This is a genomic window from Massilia sp. PAMC28688 (assembly GCF_019443445.1).
In the GTDB taxonomy this organism is placed as follows: Bacteria; Pseudomonadota; Gammaproteobacteria; order Burkholderiales; family Burkholderiaceae_D; genus Telluria_A.
In genome coordinates this window covers 4,523,057-4,548,408 of the sequence record NZ_CP080378.1, presented here as the reverse complement: position 1 = coordinate 4,548,408, position 25,352 = coordinate 4,523,057, and the positions used below count along the sequence as shown (strand labels likewise).

Genomic DNA, 25,352 nt, shown 5'->3' with positions numbered 1-25,352 from the left:
GAATTATGCAAGCACTGGGAGAGCCAGCCGTGCGGGAATCCGAGACGCCACATTAGTGGCGACGCCAGCATGAGATTTTGTATAGTCCGAAATTTGCGTCATCACTTTGCGAGGTAAATGTTAGACTGCTTTCGTCAAATGCGACTGCTACGCCCGTTACCACCTCGTTGCATGCAGTCCGACTTTTACTTCGTCCAACGGTCCGATCGTGCGGGCACCTAAATGTGTCCATTTCAGCACCGGCTATTCGAAGCGGCGCACACGAAATGTTTTTAATGAAAAATTCCCTTCTGAGGTTGACCGCAAGCGCAGTGGTTGGTTCTCAACGATGGAGCATGTACAAGATTCGGGCTGGTCCACTCATCTTTCCCGGAGCATCTCTGCCAGCTTCGTAACGTCTTCGACCAAGCCCGATAGTACAACGATCGACTCATGTTCCAGCCAGCGCTGGTGCGCGATCAACCAGGCCAATACCGGATGCTCCAACAGCTTCTGCGGCAGATGCTGTGTCGGCCACGGCGAACTAAGCGGTAATGAATGCGTCTCCAGCAGTTCGAAGGCGATATGTGGAATCCAGGGTACAGGCGTTCGCCCTGTCTGCGGACCACGCATGGACAGAGCAATGTCGAGGCCGGCGGGATCCAGGTCTCCGAAATGCACCCAAGGGACAGTAGCCGGCAAGCGATCGATAAAACGGGTAGCCAGAAGAGTATTTCTGCCGGGCGCGTGCACGAGGAGTAGCCAGGGTGGTATGGTAATGTCGATGTAGGCGCCGATGTTTTCTACGGTCAGGACAAGCCAGGGCAATACGCCTGTGACATGCCAGTTGCGTGAGAAACCCCGTTCGGGCACGATAAGTTCTCCGAACAGTGCCCGACAGACGTCGGCGTCTAGCGTCCCGCCCTGTTCCCCAATGATCTGCAAGCCCGCATTGGGGCGCAGTCTCAGATTTTCGTCGCTGGTCAAGAGAATGCCCGGCGGCGGCGTAGCGCATCCCGACTTCGAATGCGCCCCGGCCCACGCGGACCACGTCTTCCGGTTGAGCTGCGTTATGCCTGCCGGCAGCTTCAGCGGCGCCCGTCGCAGCGCCCTCAGCGCAATAGCCGAAATCAGTGTCGGCCGCGCGGAAAACGCCTGCTCCGTTTCAGCAAATTCCGGCCAGCGTACACTGAGGTACCGGCGGAACTTGTCCTCCTGCTGCGCCAGCAGACGGAACTCCCCCTTGCGCGTGCCGGGCGCGACCATACCGAGTTCTTCCAGTTCCGCCAGCAATGGCGCCGCGACTTTCGTTTCACGGAGCGTTGCCAACAACAGGAGTTTCAGGGCAGCCGCGCGCAACTCATCGCTATCCCAGTTCACGCGCTGATCCTGGTGCCGCGTATAGTTACAAACTCATCCTGGCCCCGTAGAGCACGACTCAGCTGAAATACGGTCGAACGGCGAGGCTTGTCCAGCCCAGGAGCTGCTACCAGTGCCTGGACGTCCATACGTTGGCAAAACTCGGTCAGGGTATCGAGCGCCTGCTCGTCCAACCGATTGGCTTCGTCGAGCAAGATCTGCTGCATCGCATATCCGGCAGATCCGGAGATCCTGTTGGCCTCTTCGTTCCAGGCGCGCAGGATCATCACCAGGACCGCGGCCCCTGCGCCTATCGCTTCACCGGTCGACACCTCGCTGGTGGCTTCCCATTTGCCGTTGATGCGTTTCACTTCGAGCCGCAGCTGCAGATAGTTTCGGTAATCAAACAGGAGCGCACCGCGGATTGTGCCACTGGTTTCGCGTTGGTACAGCTGGGCCAGCGTTTCCTCGAGCGGTAGGCCGGAATCGAACAACGACAGGCTGCTGTCCTTCCTCAGACATGCGAGCATCTTTGCCATGTCGTCCGGATAGCTCAGGGTGATCTGCAAGCCTCGGATAGACCCGAAATACACCTGTTCCAGCTCCCGATTGAGACGCATGACCAGCGACCTGGCCGAGCGTTGGCGGGCGGCAATTCCGTCCGCCAGACCCGATGAGCGCGAACGCATGTCTTCCTCCTGGGCCGCAAGCGTGCGCTGCAACTCGCTCATCTTCTCGGACATCTGTGCCAGCGCTATTTGCGGATCGTCCGCGCTGGCCAGATTGCGGGGAATACGTTGCTCGATATGGCGGCGTATCCGGTCCCAGGCGCGCAACGTCTGGACCGCACGCCGTTCTCCGGATGGTTCATCGAAACCGTCTATCCGCTTCAGGTCCAGTAATACTTCAGGCCATGGTCGCAGCCGATCGAGTAGCCGCACCTGCTGGCTCTGCGACAACTGGAAAGCATTGATCTGACTGCCCGTCGGGAAGTGCTGCTGCCGGTTGAGATCGGAATCGATCTTTCCGCCCAGCTCCAGCTGCTCAACGACCCGATCCAGTTCCCGCTGCGCACGGCGCTCGTTGCGAACGGCCGAGAGTTGGTGGGCGGCGGCTTGGGTTTGTTCCCGTAACTTTTCGTCCAGTGATTTCAAGCAAGTGCGTTGCTCAATGAACGAGTTATTGGTTTCTTCGCACTCGGCGGCGAGCCGCGAGGAGCTGGCACTGGCGGCGCTATACGCTTGTCGGGCAAGTGCGACTTCTTCATCAGTACCGAGGACACCGGTCAGGACTAGTTCGCTATCAAGCGCCTTGCATTTTTCGCTTGCCTGCATCAGCGCAGCCGACGCCTGCGAATGGGCGGTGCGCGCTGCGTCAAACTCGCCGCGCCGTGTATGCAGCTTGGCCTCGGCGGCTTTCATCCGCGCCCGGGCCGGCTCAAGCTTCTCCTGGAGCGCTGTGATGACGCTATTCTTTTCGTAGTAGGTCCGCTCTTCTCCGTCGCGATCGAGATGTTCGATGACACTTAACAGCCTGGTCAGCGCCTCGCGCTGGTATGCCAGGCGGTCGCGTGCGCGCCGGTAGTCGTTTAGATCTTGTTCCAGTCGCTCTCGTTGCTCTGTTTCCACGACCTTGGCAAGGATCGGCAGGCCGTCCAGAATCTGCCGCACGCCCGCGGCGTGTCGCCCGAGCCAGGCCTGCGCGGCGCGTGCGTTCTCGAGCTGTAGCTCAACCTGCGCAACGCGCTCCGCGTGGCCCGGCGGGTCCAGCAGGCTGCGCCGTGAATCGAGGCACGCCATGCGTTGACGACGCCGGCGCAAGGTAGCGGTGCTCTCTCGCATCCCGGAGATCCGGGTCTGACATTCGCTGATCGCTTGCGTCAAGCCACGTACATTCACCTGTTCTGCGAGGAGCGCTGGACGGGGATCCGGCAACCAGGCCGCAGGGCCGAGTGCGAGCAGTCTTTCCGCCAGCCGCAGCGACTCTCTCAGGATCCGCGATTTCTCACGCAGCTCGCCGAGCTCGCTTTCGAGATAGTCTCGGGCCGTCCGTAGACGTGCGATTTCCTTTTCGCGTGCATGTCGTCCAAGAACCGGATATTGCGGCTTGCGGGTCAGGCGCGCGGCGTGCACTCCGTGCACCGTTTCCGCAACGACGACACTGTCCTCGAGGCTGGCCACTTCCCCAATCGCAACCATCGCCTGCTCCGATACGAAAAGCAGGTTATCGGGGCGATCGCACAGTTCGGACGCCTGGCGGGCGGCATACTCGGGCGCCGCCACCACGATCGCCTGAGTCCACATACCCAGCCGCGCTTCGGTCTGCGCGGCGTCTTCTGCAGGTAGGTCGTCAAAGCGGGAAGCCAACAGTTGACCGTCGACGTGCGCGGCTACGGTACCGAGGCGCACGTCGAGCAACCCTGTGTAGTGCTCCAGGCTGGTGATGTGATCCGATGTTTCGCGTAAGGTAAATTCGGCAATCCGGCGTCGTTCTTCAGTACTGGACAGGTCTTGCCGCCCCACCTCGACCGCTGCAAGCAGGCTGACCAGCTCCATTGCGGCCGACCACTCCGGTGACAGCGCAGCGAGTCCCTCACGACATTTGTGCGCATCGCCGTAGCGGCGCGCCAGATCCTCCAGCGATGGGAGTCTCCCCTTGGCTTCGACAAGCGCATCTTGGGCTTCGGACATTTCTCTTTCTGCGTCGGCCTGTTCACCCTCCAGCTGCCCGAGCCTGGTATCCGCCGCGGCTAAGCTCTCGGACAGCGCCGCGCTGCTGTCAATCCCCAATTCCCCGGCCAGACTCCTTGCTTCAGCCTGCTGCCTGGCCGCGTCCCTTGCATGCGCCAGTTCGCTCTGGAGACTGTCGATGCGCTCGGCTTGCATGCCTTGCTCTCGGAGTTTCGTCTCGAGCGCAAGCGCCTGCCCGTAGGCGCTCGCAGCGCTTGGTTGCTCGCATTTCTCCAAACGCGCAAGACATTGCAGTTTCTCGAGCAGGTCGTCGAATCGTCGTATATGATAAGTGAGCGCGTCCAGTTCCGCCTGCGCCTCTGTCTGGCGGTGCGTTTTCTCCTCATACTGCCGATCGACCTGCAGCTTCATGGCTGCCGCATTGTTTCGGTCCAGCCGGGACGGTTTCAACGCGTCCTGCGCATCGGCCAGCAGCGTGCGCGCAACGTGAAGCTCGGTGACGCGCCGGATCAGGCCCTCCACTGCCTTCTGGGTGTCGGCGAGCTCTCCGGCGATGCGGGCGTGTTCGTCCTGGGCGTGCTGTAGCGCCCGTGCCGCGTGCTGTTCGGCTTCCTCGGCGCGGCCGCATCGTCCGCACGCCTCGTCGGCGCACTGCTGGATCGTTCCATGCGCCTCTAGTGCGCGCTCGAGCTCGGTTTTCAACAACCGCGCTTTCTCGACATTTTGGAGTTCCAGCTTGCGGTTATCTGCGGCGACCTGGGCCGCACTGAGTTCCCGCTTCAGCTCCTCCGTCCGCTGAAGAAGCTGTGCCACCTTGGTCTGGTCGGCAAGGTGTTGCCTTTTCATGTGCTTGGTTGCGAGAACCTGGTCCTTCCAAAGCCTGGTCTCGTGCTCGTAACGGCCCCGTGCGCCAAAGTAGGCATACGAGGACATCTTCCACGCAGCGTCGAACAGCCCGCTGATCTCGAGCTGTGCCGCCTGCGCGCGCTCCAGCTCGCGTTTGCTCTGCCGGCATTGCTCCAGGCTCTCGCGCATTAGCGACACGCGCCGCTCAAGCGACGCATCCTGCGAAAGGAGGTAGTCGCGCAGACCGGTCTTGATCAGCGTCGCCAGCGCCGATCCTTCCATCGACGTGGACAAGACCCGGTAGAAGCGCTCTTGCTCCTCATGAGTGGTCATCGGCATTGGCGTGATGCCGTGCTCGAACAGCAACTTCATGTAGTCGGCCAAGGACTTGTGTAAGGTCAAACGACCACCGTGCATGGCGATGTGCTCGCGCAACTGCGGCAAGGTCGGCACAACGGCGCCCGTCTTCTCCCGCAGCAACAGGATGTCATACGGGCTGGCATCAGGTGACAGGTCATGGATGGTGATGGGCTTGATGTCGATCGAAGGCATGGCCCCGCGCGTCATCGCGACGCCGGCCCAAAGGCTCTGGCCGCGCGGGGTGATCCATTCGATCAGCGTATAGCTGATGCCCTCGCCGCCGAGACGTCCCCACACGCCGCCATCGCCCCGCGCAGCAGGCGCGCCGCTGTTGATGTTCTTGAATGAAAGCAGTCGCTGGTTCGGCAGGATGGCGGTGACGTAGGCAGCCATCACCGTCGTCTTGCCGGAGCCGTTCTGGCCTTCCAGACCGGTCACATGACGATCCAGGTCGAAGCTGTGGAAGATGATGCCCTTCCAATTGGCAAGCACGAGGCGCTTTGCGTAGGCGCGAAACAGTGTCATCTGGGCTCCATTCAGGCGTCGGATTCCGCATCCGGGTCGTCGCTTCCCTCCGCGATCTGCCCGTCGGCAATCAAGCTTTGCAACGCCACGTCAAGCTCGCCGGATGTACGTACGGGATCGGCGAAACGCATGATGGCGGCAAGCGGCCGGATCACGGCCGTCTCGCCGCGCCCCTCACGCTTGATGAAGCACTGCCGTTCGAGTGAGCGCACCGAGACGGCGAAAGCTTCACGCAGCTTTCGCGCATCCTGGTCGACGTCCCTGCCGCGCCGGCGTGGAATGAAGCGCAGCAGGCCCTCTTCCCCAAGAATCTGTTCCAGCAGCCCGATTACCGCCATATCCGGTATGCGCAGGTTCGTTTCGAGCCACTTCGGATCGATCCGCATCAGTGCCAGGGATTGGCCGACCAGCATGTCCATGGCGGTGAGTTTGCGCTGACCCAGCGGTGGCGGTATTGCCAACCGGTCCGGAAGCAGATAGAAATAGCCTTCCTCCCGCGCTAGGAGGCTGGCCTCGTAGCGTCCGTAGAAGCTGTCGAGGAAGGGCTTAGCGGCGGTGAGGAAGTCGAACAGGAAGGGATCGTAATCGGCGCCGATATGCCTGCCGCGCCGCAAATCGAGGTCGGCGCGCACAAACAGCGGATCGGCAATTACTTGCTCCAGGGACTGATAGGTCATTGCTGTGCTCGTTCATCAGAAGGCGCCGGAAGCTGCGTTGCCGCCGGATCGCCGGCTCTATCGCGTGCGAGTAAGTCTAGCGACTGCGCATGCAGGCGTTCGGACAGCTTGGACCAAGTCTGTTCAAAAACCCACTGTGTCGTCATGCCGTGCCTGAGCAACACGGGGGTGGCGCGCATGAGCAAGCGGAAAAGCGCACTATCGGAGAAACCGGGGGCGACGTCCCGAACGGCGTCCACGATGGCAATCTCCCCTTCTTCCTTGAGACGTGCCACGAGGGCCACGACCGCAAGTTCGATCTTGTCCGGCGGCGGCTCTGCATAGTCGGTAACCGTGCCATGAACGAGGAGCTCGTCCGGCACCATAAGCGGCGCCGAGGGCGCCGGACGGCTTACGTCGCGCAAGTGCAGGAAGGGCTCGGGGCACACTCCCAACAGACCATATGGCCTAGCGTGGAACTGGCGGATCTGCTCGGTCAATCGACTACGCAACAGGTTGCTTGGGTCGGTCTGAACAACATCGCGGATAAACACCTGCACATTCCGGTAGTAGCCATGCCATTCCTCGTAACGTCGCGCACCCCAGGATTGAAGCCGTAACAGCTGGTTGCGAGTGCGATCGAGCAGAACTGGCAGTTCTGGGTGCTTGGCGCCATACAGGGCCAGATCGAACAGCTGACGGTCAAGATGTTCGACATGCTCGCTCAATACCTCGTTCAACTCGCGCAGTGTCCTGTCGACGCGCCGTATCATTGCAATGCAACTGTCGATCGCATCGGCCCATTCGCTGTCGACGAGTTCGGTGATTTCCTTGCGAAGGACTTTGTGCGCTGCGTCTAGGCCACGCTGACGTTGGTCGACCATCCGGATCAGCTCGACGACGATGTCGCGCAACGGCCATACAACCTGGCTTTCCCATTCCTGTGTCGAGTCCGCGTTTGGAGCTGCACGAAGAACGTCGGCCAGGACCGTTCGCATATGCATCAACAAGAAGGACAGGTTGCGCTTGGTGAGCTCTCGCTCCTTCTCCATCGACTTGGCCAGTGCAAGACCGAGCGGCGAGAGGATAAATTCGCCCTCGCTGGCCAGGCCGCCAAAGTCCGTGCGCAAGAGGATCCCCTGCCCCCTCAAGCGCCCTATCGTAAGCGTCGCCCGCTGGGCTTCGCTGTCAGCCCCTGACTGTGCCAGTTCATACACGGGAGCAAAGACGCGGCGCAGCGTTTCCTCACCCAGGCCCGGTTCGGGCGCATCGAGCAGATAGGCGTGTATCCCGGCCAGAAAGGCAGCGTCCTCTCTACCCAGGCTCAGGGCAAAATTCGAATGCCATGCCTCCGCGATGACTTCGGCGACGGATGACGGTGCGTCCGTTTGGTCGGGAGGATTGTCGGCGCCCATGTCGGGGTAAGAAGCCCATAGCCAAAAAAATCGAGTGTACCCGGTGGAAGCATCGACGGCTTGACCTGTCGCACGATATCTCGCACATGCGCAAAAGCGCGTTTCAGCGGGAGCCGACGGACATCGTCATCGAAAAGCCACTCCGCCTACCGCTCGACGGCACCGCTGGCGGCCCCAGGTGGCTCCATCCCGGATCGGTACGGCAATAGGCAATATATCCAGGGTCATCGGAATACTTGGTCTTGGCCACTTCCAGCGGATTGCGGCCGCCGCCAAGATATCGAACATGTCGGGCGCTGTGCTCGGGCCGGCCACAATCGCAGCTTGTTCTTTGGATTATGGTTTCTTCGCCACCCGGTATGCCCGCGCGGCGGGCGCACCGGTGGTTGCCGGCGTCGCGCACGCAGCACCACAGGCACATGCGGCTGCCCCCCAAAAAGCAATTACGTTCATGGGACGGAGATAATGTTGAGCTGCAGCTGAGTGGCTTGTCGATCGTGAGAGTGTGCTCGCCGTAGGGCAGCTGGAACAGATTTACAGCAATATTGCGCATCGCGATCGATGGAGCACCATTGCCTCGGCTCATGGCTATGTGCCTGACCATTGGCCACAGGCAAGCAATGTCGTACCACCGACACTCGATCGCTGCAAACAAACCTTCCGACGAGTTACAGACTTACTTCATGAGTCGGTGAAGTAAATCTTTACCTCCCGGCGTGAAATGCCGCGCCGATTTCGGGCTGGCGGTGGCCGCCAAACGTTAAGACACGGGCCCGGGGCTAGCAGCCGGTCAATGCGCCACATCAATCACCAGGCGCGACGGCGACGACAGGATACGCGACGTGTAGGCTTTGGGACTGGCCACGCCGATTGCCCAGCTGACTTCCCCTTCAAAATCGCAAGTGCGCACCAGCTCCTTAAAGTTGGCCAATGCAAGCGGACGGCGGCGCGGGCCGGTGGTCGCCACGCCCGTGTCGGTGTGAGCCTGCGCGCCAGTGAAGCGGATCTGCAGCAATGCCTCACCTGCAACGGGCATTTCGTCGCCGCTTCCGCAATCGCGCACGGGCCGCTCGACATACCCGATCTGCCATGCGGGAACACCCGGGCCATCGAACTGGAACACGATACGATCCGCGCCGGGCTGCGCGCCAGTGCGCACCGCGCGCAACACCTTCGGCCTGCCGGCTGTCACAGTTGCCTGGCCACGCGTTTGGGCAACCGTGGGAGGTGGCTGACCGCTGTTTGCTTCTGCGGCAGCAGTCGGTTCGGAAGCCGGTGCCGGCACTGGCGGGCTGGCCGGGGCGCCAGGAACCTGTGAGACGGAAGCGGCCGGTTGCGGGGCGACCGCATCGGCTGGGGCATCCCCGCTTCGCTTGCAGCCGCTAAGTCCCAGGGCAATACTCGTCAGCACTACAAGGGCTGCGGCAGCCCGGGGCAGTATTTTCACGTTGATCCTTCCTGGCGTATATGACGGGCCCGGCCCGTTCCTGAGTCGCGTACAGGCGACTCGCTCTTGCTCGCTATTGTAATTCAGTAGGATTGCGAGCAAGTGTGATCCCACAGGGACCGGGTGACAAGACCCGTACCACGGCCCGGGGCTGCGTAGTATGAGCCGTGCTTGGGCGTCGCACCAGACATGGATCCGGCATAGTGAACGCCGGGAAAACCGTAATCACGTTATCTTTCTCGTATCGATCGCAGCGCGGCATCGGAGCCATACAGAAACCTCCCACGGCCCGACCTGCCACGCCACCACCAACACCAGTGCCACGCCCTTTATCAGGAAAGGATTTTCATGTCCGACTTTGACCCAAACCGCCGGCAATTGCTCAAGGCATCCACCGTTGCCGTCGGGGGCGTGGCGGCCGCCGCCGGGCTGATGCAAACTGCCGAAGCTGCCGCGGTGGCCCAGCCTGCGATTCCGGCCACGCCGGTACTGATGAGCATTCTGCTACGCGTCAATGGCGCGGAGCACCAGCTCATGGTCGACCCACGCACTACCCTGCTTGACGCGCTGCGCGACCGGCTGCACTTAACTGGCAGCAAGAAGGGCTGCGACCAGGGCCAGTGCGGCGCCTGTACCGTGCTTATTGACGGCCGCCGCGTGACTTCCTGCCTGACGCTGGCGGTCATGCAGGAAGGCCATGACATCACGACCATTGAAGGGCTGGGCACGCCAACCAGCCTGCATCCTCTGCAGGCAGCATTCGTCAAGCACGACGGTTTCCAGTGCGGCTTTTGCACGCCGGGCCAGATCTGCTCGGCCGTTGGCATGCTGCAAGAGCTGCGCGAGGGCGCGCCCAGCCACGTCACGGGCGACCTCAATGCCGCCGTGCAGGCCAGTCCCCTCGAATTTCGCGAGCGCATGAGCGGCAACCTGTGCCGCTGCGGTGCCTACTCGAATATCCAGGAAGCCATTGCCGAAGTGGCGGGAGTGAAACGATGAGATCCTTCACCTACGAACGGGCCAGGACGCCTGCCGAGGCCGCTGCCGCCGCGGCCCGCATTCCCAATGCGCGCTTCATCGCCGGGGGAACCAACCTGCTCGACCTCATGAAGCTGCAAATTGAAACGCCGGCCCACCTCATCGACGTCAACGACCTGGCGCTGGACCGCATCGACACCACCGCCAGCGGCGGGCTGCGCATCGGCGCCCTGGTACGCAACAGCGACCTGGCGGCCGATGCCCGGGTGCGCCGCGATTACGCTGTCTTGACGCGCGCGCTTGTCGCCGGCGCATCGGGCCAGCTGCGCAACCAGGCCACCACCGCCGGCAACTTGCTCCAGCGCACGCGCTGCCCTTATTTTTACGATACCAACCAGCCGTGCAACAAGCGCCGGCCCGGCAGCGGCTGCAGCGCTATCGGCGGCTTCAGCCGTTTGCACGCCATCGTCGGCACCAGCGAAGCTTGCATTGCGACCCATCCCAGCGACATGGCCGTGGCAATGCGGGTGCTTGATGCGCAGGTGGAGACCATCGCACCGAGCGGCAGTACGCGCGTCATTCCCATCGCCGACTTGCATCGGCTCCCTGGCAGCACGCCCCATATCGACCACAGCCTGGCGCCGGGCGAACTGATCACGGCCGTCACGCTTCCCTCCCCCGCAGGCGGGATGCACACCTATCAAAAGGTACGCGACCGCGCGTCCTATGCTTTTGCGCTGGTCTCGGTGGCGGCCATCATGCAAAAGGATGGCAGTGGCCGCTTTGCCCTGGGCGGCGTGGCGCACAAGCCTTGGCGGGTGGAGGCGGCCGAACGCGCAGCACCGCAAGGCGCCCGGGCCGTGGCCACCGCCCTCCTGGCCGGCGCCCGCACCACCGACGACAATGCCTTCAAGGTGCCGCTGGTGGAACGCACGCTGGCCGCCATCATTGCTGACGCTAAAGGGTAAGCCATGAAATTCAATGAACCCGCAACGACCAACCCGATTGACCAGCTGAAGGTGGTCGGCCAGCCCGTCGACCGCGTCGACGGCCCCCTCAAGACCACCGGCACGGCGCCGTATGCCATGGACCGGCATGATGTGGTGCCGGGCCAGGCGCACGGTTACATCATCGGTTCGGCCATCCCAAAGGGGCGAATTGTGTCGATGGATTTGTCCGCTGCCAAGGCCGCCCCGGGCGTGATTGCCATCGTCAACGCGCAAAATGCCGGCAAACTCAACAAGGGCAACTTCAATACGGCCATGCTGCTGGGCGGTCCGCGCATTGAGCACTATCACCAGGCCGTTGCGCTGGTCGTGGCGGAAACGTTCGAGCAGGCGCGCGCCGCAGCCCACCTGGTGCGCATCAGGTATGAGCGCGAGCCCGGCACATTCGACCTGCACGCCGTGCGCAGCAAGGCGGCGGCGCCCAAAAAGGACAGTACCGCCGAAACCAAGGTTGGCAACTTCGCCGGTGCGTTCGCCTCGGCACCGGTGCGCCATGATGGCGAGTACGCCACGGCCCACGAAAGTCACTCGATGATGGAGCCGCATGCCAGCATCGCCGCGTGGGATGGCGACGAGCTGACCTTGTGGACATCGAACCAGATGATTGCCTGGAGCGTGGGCGACCTGGCCAAAACGCTGGGCATTCCCAAGGCCAAGGTCCATGTCATGTCGCCCTATATTGGCGGCGGTTTTGGCGCCAAGCTGTTTCTGCGCGCGGACGCCGTGCTCGCCGCGCTGGGCGCGAAGGCGGCGCGACGCCCGGTCCGGGTGACGCTGCAGCGGGCCCTGATACCGAATAACACGACGCACCGCTCGGCCACCCTGCAGCGCGTCAGGATTGGTGCCACGCGCGATGGCAAGATCACCGCCATTGCCCACGACAGTGCCTCGGGCAACTTGCCGGATGGCAGCCCGGAAAACGGCGCCACGCAGACGCGCTCGCTGTACGCGGGCGAACACCGCATGACGGCCAACCGTGTTGCCGTCATGGATTTGCCGGAAGCGAACGCCATGCGCGCGCCAGGCGAAGCGCCCGGCATGGCCGTACTGGAAGTTGCCATGGACGAAATGGCCGAAAAACTGGGCATCGACCCGGTGCAATTTCGCATCCTCAACGACACCCAGGTGGTGCCCGACAATCCGCGCAAGGACAGTTCGACCGATCCCCAGTCCAAGAAGCCGGAGGAAAAGGCGCCCTACAATCCCCATCCCCCCTTTTCAAAGCGCCAGTTCGTGCAGTGCCTGGAAACGGGCGCCAGGCATTTTGGCTGGGCCAGGCGCTCGGCCAAGCCAGGCCAGGTGCGCGACGGCCAGTGGCTGGTCGGCATGGGCATGGCTTCGGCCTTCCGCGACAATATGCTGACCAAGTCGGCCGCCCGCGTGCGCCTGGACCGGCGCGGCTATCTGACGGTGGAAACGGACATGACCGATATCGGCACCGGCAGCTATACCATCATCGCGCAGACGGCCAGCGAAGTGATGGGCATTGCGCTGGAGCGGATCAAGGTGCGCCTGGGTGATTCAAGCTTTCCCGCCTCGTGCGGTTCGGGCGGGCAATGGGGTGGCAACAATTCCACGGCCGGCGTGTACGCGGCCTGCATGAAGCTGCGCGACATGGTGGCCAAGGGCGCCGGGCTGGACCCGCAGCGCGCCATCTTTGCTGCCGGCATGGTCGCCGCCGGCGAACGCAGCGTGCCGCTGGGCCAGGCCGTGACGGAACGCGAACTGGTGGCAGAAGACTTCATTGAGTACGGCGACATCAAGGACCGCTTCCAGCAATCAACCTTTGGCGCCCATTTCGTGGAGGTCGGCGTTCATGCCGTCACCTGCGAGGTGCGGGTACGGCGCATGCTGGCGGTATGCGCCGCCGGGCGCATCCTCAATCCCAAGACGGCGCGCAGCCAGGTCATCGGGGCCATGACGATGGGCGTGGGCGCCGCGCTCATGGAAGAGCTGGCTGTAGACAAGCGGCTCGGGTATTTCGTCAATCACGACCTGGCATCGTACGAAATCCCGGTGCACGCGGATATTCCGCACCAGGAGGTCATTTTCCTTGACGAGACCGATCCGATGTCCTCACCCATGAAAGCGAAGGGCATTGCCGAACTGGGCATCTGCGGTGTCGCAGCGGCCATTTCCAACGCGGTCTACAACGCCACCGGCGTGCGGGTGCGCGAGTATCCCGTCACGCTCGACAAGCTGATGCCGCATATGCCGCGTTCGGCATAGCCCTTCACACGCGTGGCACCGGAGGCTGCGCATGCCTCCCAGTGCCACGTGCGCCGGTCCGCGAAGCCTGCCCGCCCCCCCGCCGGCTCAGGCAAGCACGGTGCCAATGCGGTCAAGCTCAGACTTCATGCGCGCCCGGTCCGCCTGCATTGCGTCCAGCGGAAGCGCCAGGAATGCCTCGATGCGGGCGCGCAGGATGCGATAGGCGGTCATGAAGGCAGCATCGATCTCTTCTTCCGAGCCTGTGGCATGGGCTGGATCTTCCACGCCCCAGTGCGTGCGCAGCACGGGTCCCAGGTAAGCCGGGCAGGTCTCACCGGCAGCGCTGGCGCACACCGTGATCACGATGTCCGGCGTGGCCGGCAGTGCATCCCATGATTTGCTGACATAACCTGCAGTGGAAATCCCTTCGCGCGCCAGGAGTGCAAGCGACCGCGGATGGACATAGCCAGCCGGCCTGCTGCCGGCACTCATGGCCGTCCACCCTTCAGGAGCCAGGTGATTGAAGGTGGCCTCACCGAGTATGGAGCGGCAGGAGTTACCGGTGCAGAGAAACAGGACGTTCATGGGAAGACCTCGGATCAAATAATAGTTCCATGATTCTATAATCATCGAACCATGAAAGTACAGTGACAATTGGAATACTTTCGTCGACAGCACAAATGGCTGAGCGTGCCCGTACGCGCGTCGCCCTGGACCACGAGCTGCCAGGAAGTGTGTCGCGCGCCTGGTCGGGAGCCGCAGCGCGAAGCGCCCATGGCCCAGCCGCAGCTGGGCTGGCCCGCTTCGCTGGCGGCGGCGCGGCGCGCGCTGGCCGCTGTCGCCACGCGCGAGAATTTGCAGGTGATCAATGAAGACCGCCTGATGTTCGACCCCAGACAGGGAACCTTTCGCCTGGCCGTGCGCACCGACCGTGATATCAATGACCGGTACGGCCACAGTTCCATCTATATCGATGCCCGGACGGGCCGCTTGCTCGGCTACCGGCTGCCGACGGGACAGGCAGCGGGCGACACCATCACCAGCTGGATCACCACGCTGCATATGGCGTCGATCTGGGGCATACCGTTTCGCATCGTGATCACCCTGTCCGGGCTGGCCGTGGCGCTGCTGAGCGTGACAGGTGTGCTGATCTGGTGGAAAGAGCCGCAGGCGTGCCGCGCCGCCATGCCGTCCCTGCCAGCGATCAGCGACCGCGCGCTTGGCCCGGCATCGGCGCGCATGACGCACTGATTGCGCAGCAGCGCGCTGGCGCACATGCGGTTCGCTGGCGCCACCCCGGCGTCATCAAAAAGCCATCACTGCTAGACTGATGTTTCTTCAATCGATACAGAGGGCATACCATGCAGATCCAACTCAACAGCGATAACCGTATTGTCGGCACGCCGGAACTATTGGCACGGGTGCAGGCAGACCTGGAACAGGAACTCAAGCACGTGGCCAACGTGATCACCCGGGTCGAGGTCCATCTGAACGATGTCAATGGCGCCAAGGGTGGTGACGACGACAAGCGCTGCATGCTGGAAGCGCGCATCAAGGGATCGCAACCGCTGGCCGTCGAAAGCCGCGCGCCGACAATCGACCAGGCCGTCAGCTCTGCAGCGGGTCAACTGCACCGCGCCATCAAGTCTGCCATGGGCAAAAGCGATGCAGCGGAAAAACGTAGTGAATCGATTCGCCACCGCGATCCGGAAGACCCGAACCTGTAAGGGCTCGCCAGGGCCGTCCTGACCGAATCTTGCTCAAGGTTTGCTGGCACCGGATAGCCTGGGCGCAGCGTTCGTCTGCTTCACCATGGCAGTCACGACGGCGTCCCGGCCCGCATCGCGGACGAATTGGGCGCCATGCCCTGCCTGTTTTCGTTTATCGTTCGCCTGAACAGCTTGTGCAATCGGGGCAATTCCCGCCGTCTTGCCGCAGGAAAAGCGCCGCTCCACCCTGACAATGAACATACAACTATCTATCGCATATGAGCGTCTGGAACAACTAGGCCACGAAGCGCTGCGCCTTCTGCCCGGCATTGGCATTGCCATCGTCATTTTCATCCTGTTCCTGTTTGTGGCCCGCTGGACGCGACGGCTGGTGCAGCATGTCAACGAGCGGCGCTTTCACCATAACCTCGTGACGGTGCTCGGCCGCATGGCGCAGTGGGGCATTATTCTCGTCGGCCTGCTATTGGCCATCACCATTGCGTTTCCTTCCTTCACGCCGGCCAATCTGATCAGCGCCCTGGGCATCACGGGTATTGCGATTGGATTTGCATTCAAGGATATTTTCGAGAATTTCCTGGCGGGTATTCTGATCCTGATAACCGAGCCGTTTCGCATCGACGACCAGATCATTTTTGGCGCCTTCGAAGGTACTGTGGAGACCATTGAAACGCGCGCCACGATGATCCGCACCTATGACGGGCGCCTGGTCGTCATTCCCAATGCGGAGTTGTTCAAGGGTTCATTCATTGTGAATACAGCCTTTCCCACGCGCCGGCTGGAATACGACGTGACCATTGGCAATGGCGACGATATCCTCAAGGCCAAGGACATCATGCTGGGCGTCCTTGATCGGCTGCCCGGCATCGAGGCAGAGCCGGCCCCAGACGCCCTCGTGATTGAATATGCCGATTCCGGCGTCACCATCCGCATTCGCTGGTGGATCAAGCCGCCGCGACGCGCTGATGCGCTCGACATTCGCGATCAGGTGCTAAGCGCCGTCAAGGCCGAATTGACGCGCAATGGCATCGACCTGCCCTATCCGACCCACCAGATCCTGCTTCATGACCAGACCGAAGACACCGACGGCGACCGTGCCCGCCAGCGTGAAGGCTGGCCGCCGTCGCGGGAAACCACGGTGTCCCACGCATCGTCGGGCAAGTACCCGTGAGAGGCGCGCAGCGATCCCGCCATTGCAGGCCGGAGCCTCGCCCCTCGGCCAGCATCTGGCTTGGCTGCCCCGGTTCCACTGTCCATGACATGCGGCCAACCCCGGGCAGATCACATGGCCGGCGCGGGCTTGCCCGAGTTCGGCCGCTTATTTGACGATCAGGGCATTCCGAACTTCGCGCACCCCGTCTACCCCGCGCGCCACATCGAGCGCGCGGCGGATGTTGTCGGGCGAATCGACAAAGCCACTGAGCTGGACAGTGCCGCGAAAAGTTTCCACTTGCACGTCCCGGGCCTTGACGTCAGGATCGGCAGCCAGTGCTGCCTTGACCCGGGCGCTGATGGCCGTATCGCTGATCGCCACGCCGATCCTGCGATCGCTTCCATCGGTAGCACACCCTGCCAGAACCAGCAGGGCAACACATAGCGCTTTAAAAGAATTGGCACGGTCCATGGTTTTCTCCGTCAAGGCGTAGGGCCAGCCAGAAAGCAGCCGGCATGGCTTGTTTGACTGTCGATCGCGCCGCCAGTTCCAGCTGCGCGCCACCGATCCGCCCACTCCGCTATGATGGTGCCATATAAACACTGTTTTCCCTCACCAATGCAAAACCATGCGGACTAAGCGCCTGCGCCCTGTCGCACTGGCCGTCGCAGCAACTATCGTGGCGGCGCTGCTGGTGCTGAACCTGAGCATTGGCGATAAGCAGATCGACCAGCGCTTCCAACGCATTTACACCATTGCCGATCCGCAGTTTGAACGGACCATGGGCGTCATTCTCGGTCCCGATCTGGCGCCGGGAAACAAGGTTCAGCCACTGCTCAATGGCGAACAGATTTTCCCGGCCATGCTGGGCGCCATCCGCAGCGCGCGCCACAGCATCACGTTTGAAACCTATATCTTCTGGTCAGGCAGGATCGGCCAGGAATTTGTCGACGCGCTGACCGAGCGCGCGCGTGCCGGGGTACGCGTCCATGTCCTGCTCGACTGGATCGGCGGGCAACTCGATGACGCGCAGCTCAGGCACCTGCAAAACAATGGGGTCCATGTGCGCCGCTATAACACGCCGCACTGGTATAACCTGCACCTGCTCAATAACCGTACCCACCGCAAGCTGCTCGTGGTGGACGGGCAGATTGGCTTTACCGGCGGTGTGGGCATTGCCGACCTGTGGCGCGGCAATGGGCAGCATCCGACGCAGTGGCGCGATACCCATTTCCAGGTCCAGGGACCGGTGGTGGGCCACATGCAGGCCGCCTTCATCGACAACTGGCTGCAGGCAACGGGAGAAGTCCTTCACGGCGACGCTTACCTGCCGCCGCTGCAAGCTGCTGGCAGCCAGAAGGCTCAGGTGTTCACCAGTTCACCGGGCGGCGGTGCGGAAAGCATGCAGCTCATGTATCTGCTGTCGATCACCAGTGCCGCCAAGGTGATTCGCATGTCGGCCGCGTACTTCGTGCCGGACACCGTGGCCGTGAATGCCCTGGTGGCGGCCGTGCGGCGCGGGGTCAAGGTCCAGATCATTCTCCCTGGCGAACATCTGGACTGGGAAATCGTGCGCCGTGCCTCGCGCGCGACCTGGGGGCCGCTGCTGCGCGCCGGCGTCGAGATCCACGAGTACGTGCCGAGCATGTACCATGCCAAGGTAATGATTGTCGATGACTTGTGGGTATCGGTTGGCTCCACCAACTTCGATGCGCGTTCGTTTGCCATCAACGATGAAGCAAACCTTAACATTTATGACCGTCAGTTCGCGGCCGACCAACACGCCATTTTCGAACAAGACCTGCGCCGCTCGCGCCGGGTCACGCTTGCGGAATGGGAATCGCGCGGCGCGCTCGACAAGCTGCTCGATGCCGGCGCCGGGCTGATCAGCTCCCAGCTGTAGCCGCGCGTCGGTATGGCGTGGCTGCGAAGAGGCATAACCGTCTCCCGGCAAAGCCGAACCCTGCTCCCAGCTTCCCGGCATTAGCGATCAATTTTTGATGCAGGTCAAATACGGCGCCGGGGCGGTCGGCGTACATTGACAGTCCGCCCTCCCACTACGGACAACCGCCATGTACAAAACCATCCTGGTCCACGTTGATGAAAGCGCCCGCTCGGCCCACCGTACCGCTGCCGGCATCGCACTGGCATTGGACTACGAGGCGCATCTGGTCGGCGCGGCCATGACCGGACTGCAGACCGAGTTGTTGCCGGTGAGCGCTTACGGCGTGGGCCTCGGGATGGCGGCGCTGCCCATCGACAATCTGCGCACCGACGCGCGCCAAGCGCTGGCCGGCTTCGAGGCTGCCGCGTCCCGCGCCGGCGTGCTCTCGCTGGAACAACGCTGCATCGATGATGAAGCGGGCATCGGCATCAGCATGCAGGCACGCTACAGCGACCTGGTCATTGTGAGCCAGAGCGCGCCTGACGAATTCCGCCCGCGCCTGCGCTCCGACTTTCCTGACTACGTGGTGCTTAACGCTCCGCGCCCGGTGCTGGTGCTGCCCGTGGGCGGGGCCGGCCCCGCGCTGGGCAAGCGCGTCACGGTGGCCTGGAATGGCAGCCCGGAGGCCGTGCACGCCATTGCCAGCGCGCTGCCCCTGTTGCAGCGCGCGGCGGCAGTGGACGTGGTGGTGCTGGAGCCAGAGGCGCGTCCGGGCACGCACGGCGAGCAGGCCGGTGCCGACATGGCGCTGTACCTGGCCCGCCATGGCGTGCCGACCGAGGTCAGCGTGCGCGCCGGCGGCCACGACGATGGGCAGGCCCTGCTGGACTTCGCGCGCGAAAAACAGGCCGACCTGATCGTCATGGGCGCCTACGGCCACACCCGCTTCCGCGAGCTTTTATTGGGCGGCATGACGCGTCATCTGCTGGCCCATTCCCCCATTCCCCTATGGATGGCTCATTAGCGGCCGGCACCGCCCCGGCGCCGGCACCGGTATTTCGCATCCGCCACCTGAGCAAGACCTATGGCGCCGGCGAAGTGGCCGTGCACGCCCTGCGCGACGTCAACCTTGACATCGGACGGGGCCAGTTCGTGGTGCTGCTGGGGCCGTCTGGCAGTGGCAAATCAACCCTGCTCAACATCCTGGGCGGCCTCGATACCGGCAGCAGCGGCCAGGTGCTGTTTCGCGGGCGCGATCTGTCCGCCGCCGGCGAGGCCGACCTGACCGCCTACCGGCGCCGCCATGTCGGCTTCGTGTTCCAGTTCTACAATCTCATTCCCAGCCTGACCGTGCACGAAAACGTGGCGCTGGTGACGGACATTGCTGCCGACCCCATGCCGGTGGACGAGGCCGTCGCCCTGGTGGGGCTGGCCGCGCGCAGCCACCATTTCCCGGCCCAGCTCTCCGGCGGCGAACAGCAGCGCGTGGCCATTGCGCGCGCCATCGTCAAGCGCCCCGACGTACTGCTGTGCGACGAGCCAACGGGTGCCCTCGACTATGCCACGGGCAAGCTGGTGCTCGACGTCATTGCCCGCATTAACAGCACCCTGGGCACGACGGCCATCGTCATCACCCACAACGCGGCCATTGCCGGCATGGCCGACCGGGTCATCCGCCTGGGCGACGGGCGCATCCAGAGCGAACAGGCCAATGAGCACAAGCTGTCGCCGGCAGAGCTGTCATGGTAGGCCAGTCACGGTAGGCCAATGCGGACCCTCACGCGCAAGCTGTGGCGCGACCTGCGCCGCATGTGGAGCCAGGCGCTGACCATTGCCCTGGTGGTGGCGTGCGGCGTCGGTGGCTTTTTGACCAGCCTGTCGGCGGTCGAGTCGCTCGAAGGTGCACGCGACGGCTTTTACGCCAGCGGCCGCTTTGCCGACCTGTTCGCCGGGGTCAAGAACGCGCCGCTGTCGCTGGCGTCGCGCCTGCGCGAAGCACCGGGCGTGGCCGACGTCCAGACCACGCTCGAGCAGGTGGTGCGGGTGGAGATTCCCGGCGTGCCCGAGCCGGTCATCGGGCAGCTGATCGGCATCGACCAGTTGCATCCGCACCGCATGAACCTGGTCACGGTGGCGGCCGGGCGCGGCCTGCGCGGGGGACCGGCGCGCGCCGACCATGATATCGAGACGCTGGTCTCGCAAGCCTTTGCCCGGGCGCGCGGCCTGGGACCGGGCTCGCGCCTGCGGGCCCTGATCAACGGCAAGCAGCGCACCTTGCTCGTGGTCGGGGTGGCGCTCAGTCCTGAATTCATTTTCGCCGGGCTGTGGGGCATGCCCGACGCGCGCGGCTTCGGCATCTTCTGGATCGACCGCGAGGTGCTGGCCGCAGCCTACAATATGGAAGGCGCCTTCAACCGCGCCGCCTTCAAACTGGCGCCGGGAGCGCGCGTGGAACCGGCGATCGCCGCCATCGCGGCCATGGTCAAGGCCTATGGCGGGCGCGAAGTGTTTGACCGCAGCCAGCAGGTATCGCACGCCATGCTCGACAACGAGGTCAGGCAGCAGCGCGTGATGGGAACCATCTTGCCTGCCATTTTCCTGGGCGTGGCCGCATTCCTGCTCAATGTGGTGGTGGCGCGCATGGTGTCCACCCAGCGCGAGCAGATCGCCACGCTCAAGGCGCTTGGCTACGCCAACGCCGCCATTGGCGCCCACTACCTGCAATTCGTGCTGCTCATTGTCGGCGCCGGTCTGGTGCTGGGGGTCGGACTGGGCAAGGAACTGGGCTATCTGCTCACGCGCCTGTACGCCGAAACGTTTCATTTTCCCACGTTCGAGCACCGCATCAGCCCTGCCCTGCTGCTTATCGGGGCCGCCATCACGGCCGGCACAGCCATCGCCGGGACCGTGCACGCGATTGCGGCCAGCGCGCGCCTGGCACCGGCCGAAGCCATGCGCCCACCGGCCCCGCCCCGCTTTGGCCCCACCCTGCTCGAGCGGCTGGGCATCCAGGCAGCCGGCCCGGCCCTGCGCATGACGGTGCGCAACATGGAGCGGCGCCCGGCGCGCACCAGCCTGGCCATCGCCGGGGTCGCGGCCGCAGTGGCCATTGTCATCATGGGAAATTTCTTCCGCGATGCCATTGATGTCGTGGTCGACAATCAGTTCACCCTGGGCCTGCGCGGCGACATCAGCATGTGGACCACCGATCCGGTCAATGACAGCGTGCGCCACGAATTGCGGCGCCTGCCCGGGGTACGCCATGTGGAGTCGCTGCGCTTTGTCACTGTCAATGTAGGCCATGCCCAGCGCCAGGAGCGCACCATCTTGCGCGGCTATGCGGGCCGCCCGGAACTGTACCGGGTGATCGACATGGCCCAGCGCGAAACCTTGCTTGACGGGCGCGGCCTGGTGCTGACGGACCGCCTGGCCGACAAGCTGGGCCTGGAAATCGGCGAGCTGGTGCGCATCGAGGTGCTGGAAGGCCGCCAGCGCACCCTCATGGTGCCGCTGCGGGCGACGGTCGATGAAATGTTTGGCCTGAATGCCTACATGGAGCGCACGGCCCTGAACCGGCTGCTGGCCGATGGCGATCTGAGCACCGGCTTCGTGCTGTCGGTCGAACCGGGAACCGAGGCGCGCGTGCTCGCAGCAAGCAAGGCCATGCCGCGCGTGGCCGGCGCCTGGAGCAAGCACACCATGCTGCGCAACATGGAAGACATCACGGCCCGCAACGTGCGCATCATGAGTGCCATCCTCACTACTTTTGCCGCCGTGATTGCCGTTGGCGTCGTGTACAACAATGCCCGCATTGCCCTGTCCGAGCGGGCCTGGGAACTGGCCAGCCTGCGCGTGCTGGGCTTTACCCGGGCCGAAGTGTCGGCCATGCTCCTGGGCGAGATGGCCATCGTGCTTGCCGTGGCGCTGCCGGCCGGCATGCTGATGGGACGGGCCCTGGTGGGCCTGATTGCCGAACTCATGAAGTCAGACCAGCTGCACTTTCCAGTCGTGATCCGGGCTCCCACCTACGCATGGGCCGCGCTGGCCGTGCTCGGCGCCGGGCTGGCCAGCGCCCTGGTGGTGCGGCGCCACATCGACCGTCTGAACCTGGTCGAAGTGCTCAAGACACGGGAGTGATATGAACACACGCCGATACCTGTATTGGGGAGGCGCGGCGCTGTCGCTGGCCGCAGCGCTGGCCTGGGCCTTTGCGCCGCGCCCGCTGGAAGTGGAAGTGGCCACGGTGACCAGCGGCACGTTCGAGAGCGCCATTGAAGATGACGGCAAGACGCGCCTGGTGGACCAGTATGTGGTGGCGGCGCCGCTGGCCGGTCAGCTGGCACGCATTGGCCTGCGCGAAGGCGATGCCGTGGCCGCGGGCGCCGTGGTCGCGCAGCTGCGCCCGACGCAGCCCCCGCTGCTTGACGCGCGCACCGTGCGCCAGCAGCAGGCGCGCCTGGACGCGGCCCTGGCCCAGGTTCGCGCCGCCGAGGCAGGCGTGGCGCGCGCCGCTGTGCTGCAGGAGCGCGCCCGCCATGACTATCAGCGCAGCGCTCGCCTGGGCGACGCCGGCTTTGTCGCCGCCAGCCGCGTCGAAGGCGAGCAGCTGGCACTGGCAGCGGCCGAACGCGAGCTCGACGCCGCACGGGCGCAGCGCCAGATTGCCCGGCACGAAGCCGAGCAGGCACGCGCCGCCCTGGCCGCCAGCAGCAGCCTGGGCCAGGCCAGCGCCATGTTTCCGGTACGCGCGCCGGTCGCCGGGCGCGTGCTGCGCGTGCTCGCGCCAAGCGAAGTGGCGGTGGCGCCGGGGGCCCCGCTGCTGGAACTGGGCGACCCGGGCCGGCTGGAAGTGGTGGCCGAGCTCTTGACCACTGACGCCGTACTGGCCCGGCCCGGCGCGGCGGTACGCATTGCGCGCTGGGGCGGCCCGCCGCTGGGCGGGCGCGTGCGCCGGATCGAGCCGGCCGCCTTCACCAAGATTTCCGCCCTCGGCGTGGAAGAGCAGCGGGTACGGGTCGTGATCACGCTCGATGACCCGGACGGCGCCGCCACGGCCATGGGCGTGGGCTACCGCGTCACTGTGCGCATCATGACCGAGCGCCGCGAGCAGGTGGTCAAGGTGCCGGTAGCGGCCCTGTTTCCGCTGCCGGGCCGAGCGGACGCCGACGGCGCCATGGCGGTATACCGGGTGCGCGATGGCCGGGCCAGCCTGACGCCGGTCCGGCTTGGCGGGCGCAACGACATGGAGGCGTGGGTGCTCGATGGGCTGGCGCCGGGCCAGCAAGTGATCGTCTATCCGGCATCCGGGGTGCACGACGGCGCCAGGGTCAAGGTGCGCAGTGTGGCGCGGCGCCACTAAGGACAGGACAGCGCCTTGCCCACCACGGCGGCTACATGTGGATTGGCCGGGACGAACCTGGGCTGTTTTGATGTGCATCAATCTTTTTTGACGCCGCGCCCCCTAGCATGGCTTTCCGCCACTTTTTTTACGCGCCCAAGCGCTTGACTCTCCCTGCCCATGATTGCCCGATGCCTTTCCGCCCTGATGCTGGCCGCCGCGCTGGCGAACGCGCCCGCAGCCGCTGCCGCGCCCGACCCGGCCGCCACTGCCGAGATGATGCAGCGCCTCTACCCGCCCGGCGCACCAGCCTTGCTGTGGCACGAGCCGGGTACGGCCGCCGCGGCGCTGGCCCTGCTGGGCCAGGCGGCCGAGCATGGCCTCGATCCCGGCGACTACGCGGCCGACGAGCTCGCTGCGCGCTTCGCGCTGTCGCAGGGCGACTACGGCGTTGACCGCGCATTGAGCCTGGCCATTCTGCATTTGCTGTCTGACTTGCACGAAGGCCGGGTGGCGCCCGACCTGCGCCTGCCCGCCCGTGATGGCGCCGTGGCGCGCTTCGACCCGGCCGGGCAGCTGCTCATGGCAATGCAGCGCCAGGATCCCGGCGCGGCGGTAGAGGCCGCGGCACCGCGCAATCCCCTGTACCAGCGCGTGCGCGCCAGCCTGCGCCATTACCGCACGCTGGCCCGGGATGCACCGCCCTGGCCCACGCCGGCCGGCCTGGCGCCGGGCGGGGCGCTGACCGCCAGCCCGCCGGCTGCCCTGGCAGCGCTGCGCGAGCGCCTGGTGCTGCTGGGCGACCTGGACCCTGAAGCGGCCTCTCCCAACGAGCTGGCAGCGGCGCTGGCGCGCTTCCAGGCCCGCCACGGCCTGGCTGAAAATGGCCGGCTCGACCGCGACACCCTGGGCGCGCTCGCAGTCCCGCTCGGCCACCGGGTGCGCCAGCTCGCGCTCACACTGGAGCGGCTGCGCTGGATGCCGCCGCTGCGGCCGGGCCGCATCATCGTCGTCAACGTCGCCGCCTACCGCCTGTGGGCCTTCAATACCACCGCGCCGGCCGCCGCGCCACTGGAGATGAAGGTCATCGTGGGCAAGGCCGCGCGCACCCAGACCCCCTTATTCATTGGCCAGATGCGCTACCTGGAATTTAATCCTTACTGGAATGTGCCACCGAGCATTGCCCGGGCAGAAATTGCGCCCAAACTGGCACGCGACCCGGGCTATCTGGTTCGCCAGCAGATGGAACTGGTGAGCGCCTCAGGCCAGGTGCAGCGCAGCGCCGGCCCCGGCGCCGCCGCCGCCCTGCGCGCGGGCACGCTGCGCGTGCGCCAGCGCCCCGGTGCCCACAATGTGCTGGGCGCGGTCAAATTTGCCATGCCGAACCCCATGAATATCTATCTCCATTCCACGTCGGCGCGCGAATTGTTCGGCAAGACGCGGCGCGACCTCAGCCATGGCTGCATCCGGCTCGAGCGCCCGGCCGAGCTGGCGCAGTTCGTGCTGGACGGCCAGGCGCCATGGGACGCTGCAAGCATCGCGGCAGCCATGGCCCCAGGCCCCATGCGGCGCGTGACGCTGGACGATGTCATTCCAGTGGTGCTGTTTTATGCCACCGCCGCCACCGACCGCCAGGGCCGCGCCCTGTTTGCCGAGGATATCTACCGGCGCGACGCCGCGCTGCTGCGCTCGCTGGCCGCACGGGGCCCGCATCGCGCCATCAGCGAGGCCTTGCAGGCCGTGCCGGCGGCCGCAGCGCCCCCTTCTCCTTAAGCC

At 64.4% G+C, this 25,352-nt stretch carries 19 protein-coding genes; 12 read left to right on the top strand and 7 right to left on the bottom strand.

Annotation, left to right across the window (positions count from 1 at the left end; all coding sequences use genetic code 11):
- Positions 1-360: 360 nt before the first annotated feature.
- The 5 genes from KY495_RS20225 to KY495_RS20205 form a co-directional block, all read right to left on the bottom strand.
- On the bottom strand, positions 361-1,359 hold the full coding sequence (locus KY495_RS20225; RefSeq protein WP_219881116.1) for a hypothetical protein: 999 nt from the start codon (positions 1,357-1,359) through the stop codon (positions 361-363).
- The gene (locus KY495_RS20220; protein ID WP_219881115.1) at positions 1,356-5,759 is read right to left on the bottom strand and encodes an ATP-binding protein; all 4,404 of its coding nucleotides are present in this window, start codon (positions 5,757-5,759) and stop codon (positions 1,356-1,358) included. The genes KY495_RS20225 and KY495_RS20220 overlap by 4 nt, the downstream gene beginning before the upstream one ends.
- Before the next feature lie 11 nt (positions 5,760-5,770).
- A complete protein-coding gene (locus KY495_RS20215; protein ID WP_219881114.1) occupies positions 5,771-6,436 on the bottom strand; it encodes a chromosome partition protein MukE in 666 nt (221 codons plus the stop codon).
- Complete coding sequence (locus KY495_RS20210) at positions 6,433-7,830, bottom strand: hypothetical protein (protein WP_219881113.1); 1,398 nt, start codon at positions 7,828-7,830, stop codon at positions 6,433-6,435. Before KY495_RS20210 ends, KY495_RS20215 begins: the two co-directional genes overlap by 4 nt.
- 790 nt (positions 7,831-8,620) lie before the next feature.
- Positions 8,621-8,953: a hypothetical protein gene (locus KY495_RS20205; protein ID WP_219881112.1), complete on the bottom strand. Its 333-nt coding sequence runs from the start codon at positions 8,951-8,953 to the stop codon at positions 8,621-8,623.
- A gap of 672 nt (positions 8,954-9,625) precedes the next feature.
- Here KY495_RS20205 and paoA point away from each other — a divergent pair.
- From paoA to KY495_RS20190, 3 genes are read left to right on the top strand one after another with little or no spacing between them, the layout of a single operon-like run.
- Complete coding sequence (gene paoA, locus KY495_RS20200) at positions 9,626-10,276, top strand: aldehyde dehydrogenase iron-sulfur subunit PaoA (protein WP_219881111.1); 651 nt, start codon at positions 9,626-9,628, stop codon at positions 10,274-10,276.
- Positions 10,273-11,223: a xanthine dehydrogenase family protein subunit M gene (locus KY495_RS20195; protein ID WP_219881110.1), complete on the top strand. Its 951-nt coding sequence runs from the start codon at positions 10,273-10,275 to the stop codon at positions 11,221-11,223. The genes paoA and KY495_RS20195 overlap by 4 nt, the downstream gene beginning before the upstream one ends.
- 3 nt (positions 11,224-11,226) lie before the next feature.
- The gene (locus KY495_RS20190; protein ID WP_219881109.1) at positions 11,227-13,491 is read left to right on the top strand and encodes a xanthine dehydrogenase family protein molybdopterin-binding subunit; all 2,265 of its coding nucleotides are present in this window, start codon (positions 11,227-11,229) and stop codon (positions 13,489-13,491) included.
- 87 nt (positions 13,492-13,578) lie between these two features.
- Here the strand turns inward: KY495_RS20190 and KY495_RS20185 are convergent, their stop codons facing one another.
- A complete protein-coding gene (locus KY495_RS20185) occupies positions 13,579-14,058 on the bottom strand; it encodes an arsenate reductase ArsC (RefSeq protein WP_219881108.1) in 480 nt (159 codons plus the stop codon).
- 189 nt (positions 14,059-14,247) lie between these two features.
- Between KY495_RS20185 and KY495_RS20180 the strand changes: the two genes are divergently transcribed.
- The 3 genes from KY495_RS20180 to KY495_RS20170 all read left to right on the top strand — a co-directional run bounded on the left by KY495_RS20180 (position 14,248) and on the right by KY495_RS20170 (position 16,371).
- Positions 14,248-14,724: a PepSY-associated TM helix domain-containing protein gene (locus tag KY495_RS20180; RefSeq protein WP_219881107.1), complete on the top strand. Its 477-nt coding sequence runs from the start codon at positions 14,248-14,250 to the stop codon at positions 14,722-14,724.
- A 110-nt stretch (positions 14,725-14,834) separates the two neighbouring features.
- Positions 14,835-15,200 (top strand): HPF/RaiA family ribosome-associated protein, encoded by a 366-nt coding sequence (locus KY495_RS20175; RefSeq protein WP_219881106.1) that lies wholly within the window; start codon positions 14,835-14,837, stop codon positions 15,198-15,200.
- 235 nt (positions 15,201-15,435) lie between these two features.
- Positions 15,436-16,371 carry a mechanosensitive ion channel family protein gene (locus KY495_RS20170; RefSeq protein ID WP_219881105.1) on the top strand — a complete coding sequence of 312 codons (936 nt, stop codon included), beginning with the start codon at positions 15,436-15,438 and terminating at the stop codon, positions 16,369-16,371.
- 147 nt (positions 16,372-16,518) lie between these two features.
- Here the strand turns inward: KY495_RS20170 and KY495_RS20165 are convergent, their stop codons facing one another.
- The gene (locus KY495_RS20165) at positions 16,519-16,734 is read right to left on the bottom strand and encodes a BON domain-containing protein (RefSeq protein WP_229518389.1); all 216 of its coding nucleotides are present in this window, start codon (positions 16,732-16,734) and stop codon (positions 16,519-16,521) included.
- 247 nt (positions 16,735-16,981) lie between these two features.
- Between KY495_RS20165 and KY495_RS20160 the strand changes: the two genes are divergently transcribed.
- From KY495_RS20160 to KY495_RS20135, 6 genes are all read left to right on the top strand, one after another.
- Complete coding sequence (locus KY495_RS20160; RefSeq protein ID WP_219881103.1) at positions 16,982-18,256, top strand: phosphatidylserine/phosphatidylglycerophosphate/cardiolipin synthase family protein; 1,275 nt, start codon at positions 16,982-16,984, stop codon at positions 18,254-18,256.
- Positions 18,257-18,425: 169 nt separating this feature from the next.
- Positions 18,426-19,262, top strand: a complete 837-nt coding sequence (locus KY495_RS20155) for a universal stress protein (RefSeq protein WP_219881102.1) — start codon at positions 18,426-18,428, stop codon at positions 19,260-19,262.
- The gene (locus KY495_RS20150) at positions 19,247-19,987 is read left to right on the top strand and encodes an ABC transporter ATP-binding protein (protein ID WP_219881101.1); all 741 of its coding nucleotides are present in this window, start codon (positions 19,247-19,249) and stop codon (positions 19,985-19,987) included. Before KY495_RS20155 ends, KY495_RS20150 begins: the two co-directional genes overlap by 16 nt.
- A gap of 18 nt (positions 19,988-20,005) precedes the next feature.
- Complete coding sequence (locus KY495_RS20145; RefSeq protein WP_219881100.1) at positions 20,006-22,375, top strand: ABC transporter permease; 2,370 nt, start codon at positions 20,006-20,008, stop codon at positions 22,373-22,375.
- A 1-nt stretch (position 22,376) separates the two neighbouring features.
- Positions 22,377-23,597: an efflux RND transporter periplasmic adaptor subunit gene (locus KY495_RS20140; RefSeq protein WP_219881099.1), complete on the top strand. Its 1,221-nt coding sequence runs from the start codon at positions 22,377-22,379 to the stop codon at positions 23,595-23,597.
- A gap of 159 nt (positions 23,598-23,756) precedes the next feature.
- Positions 23,757-25,349 (top strand): murein L,D-transpeptidase, encoded by a 1,593-nt coding sequence (locus tag KY495_RS20135; RefSeq protein ID WP_219881098.1) that lies wholly within the window; start codon positions 23,757-23,759, stop codon positions 25,347-25,349.
- Positions 25,350-25,352 lie beyond the last annotated feature (3 nt).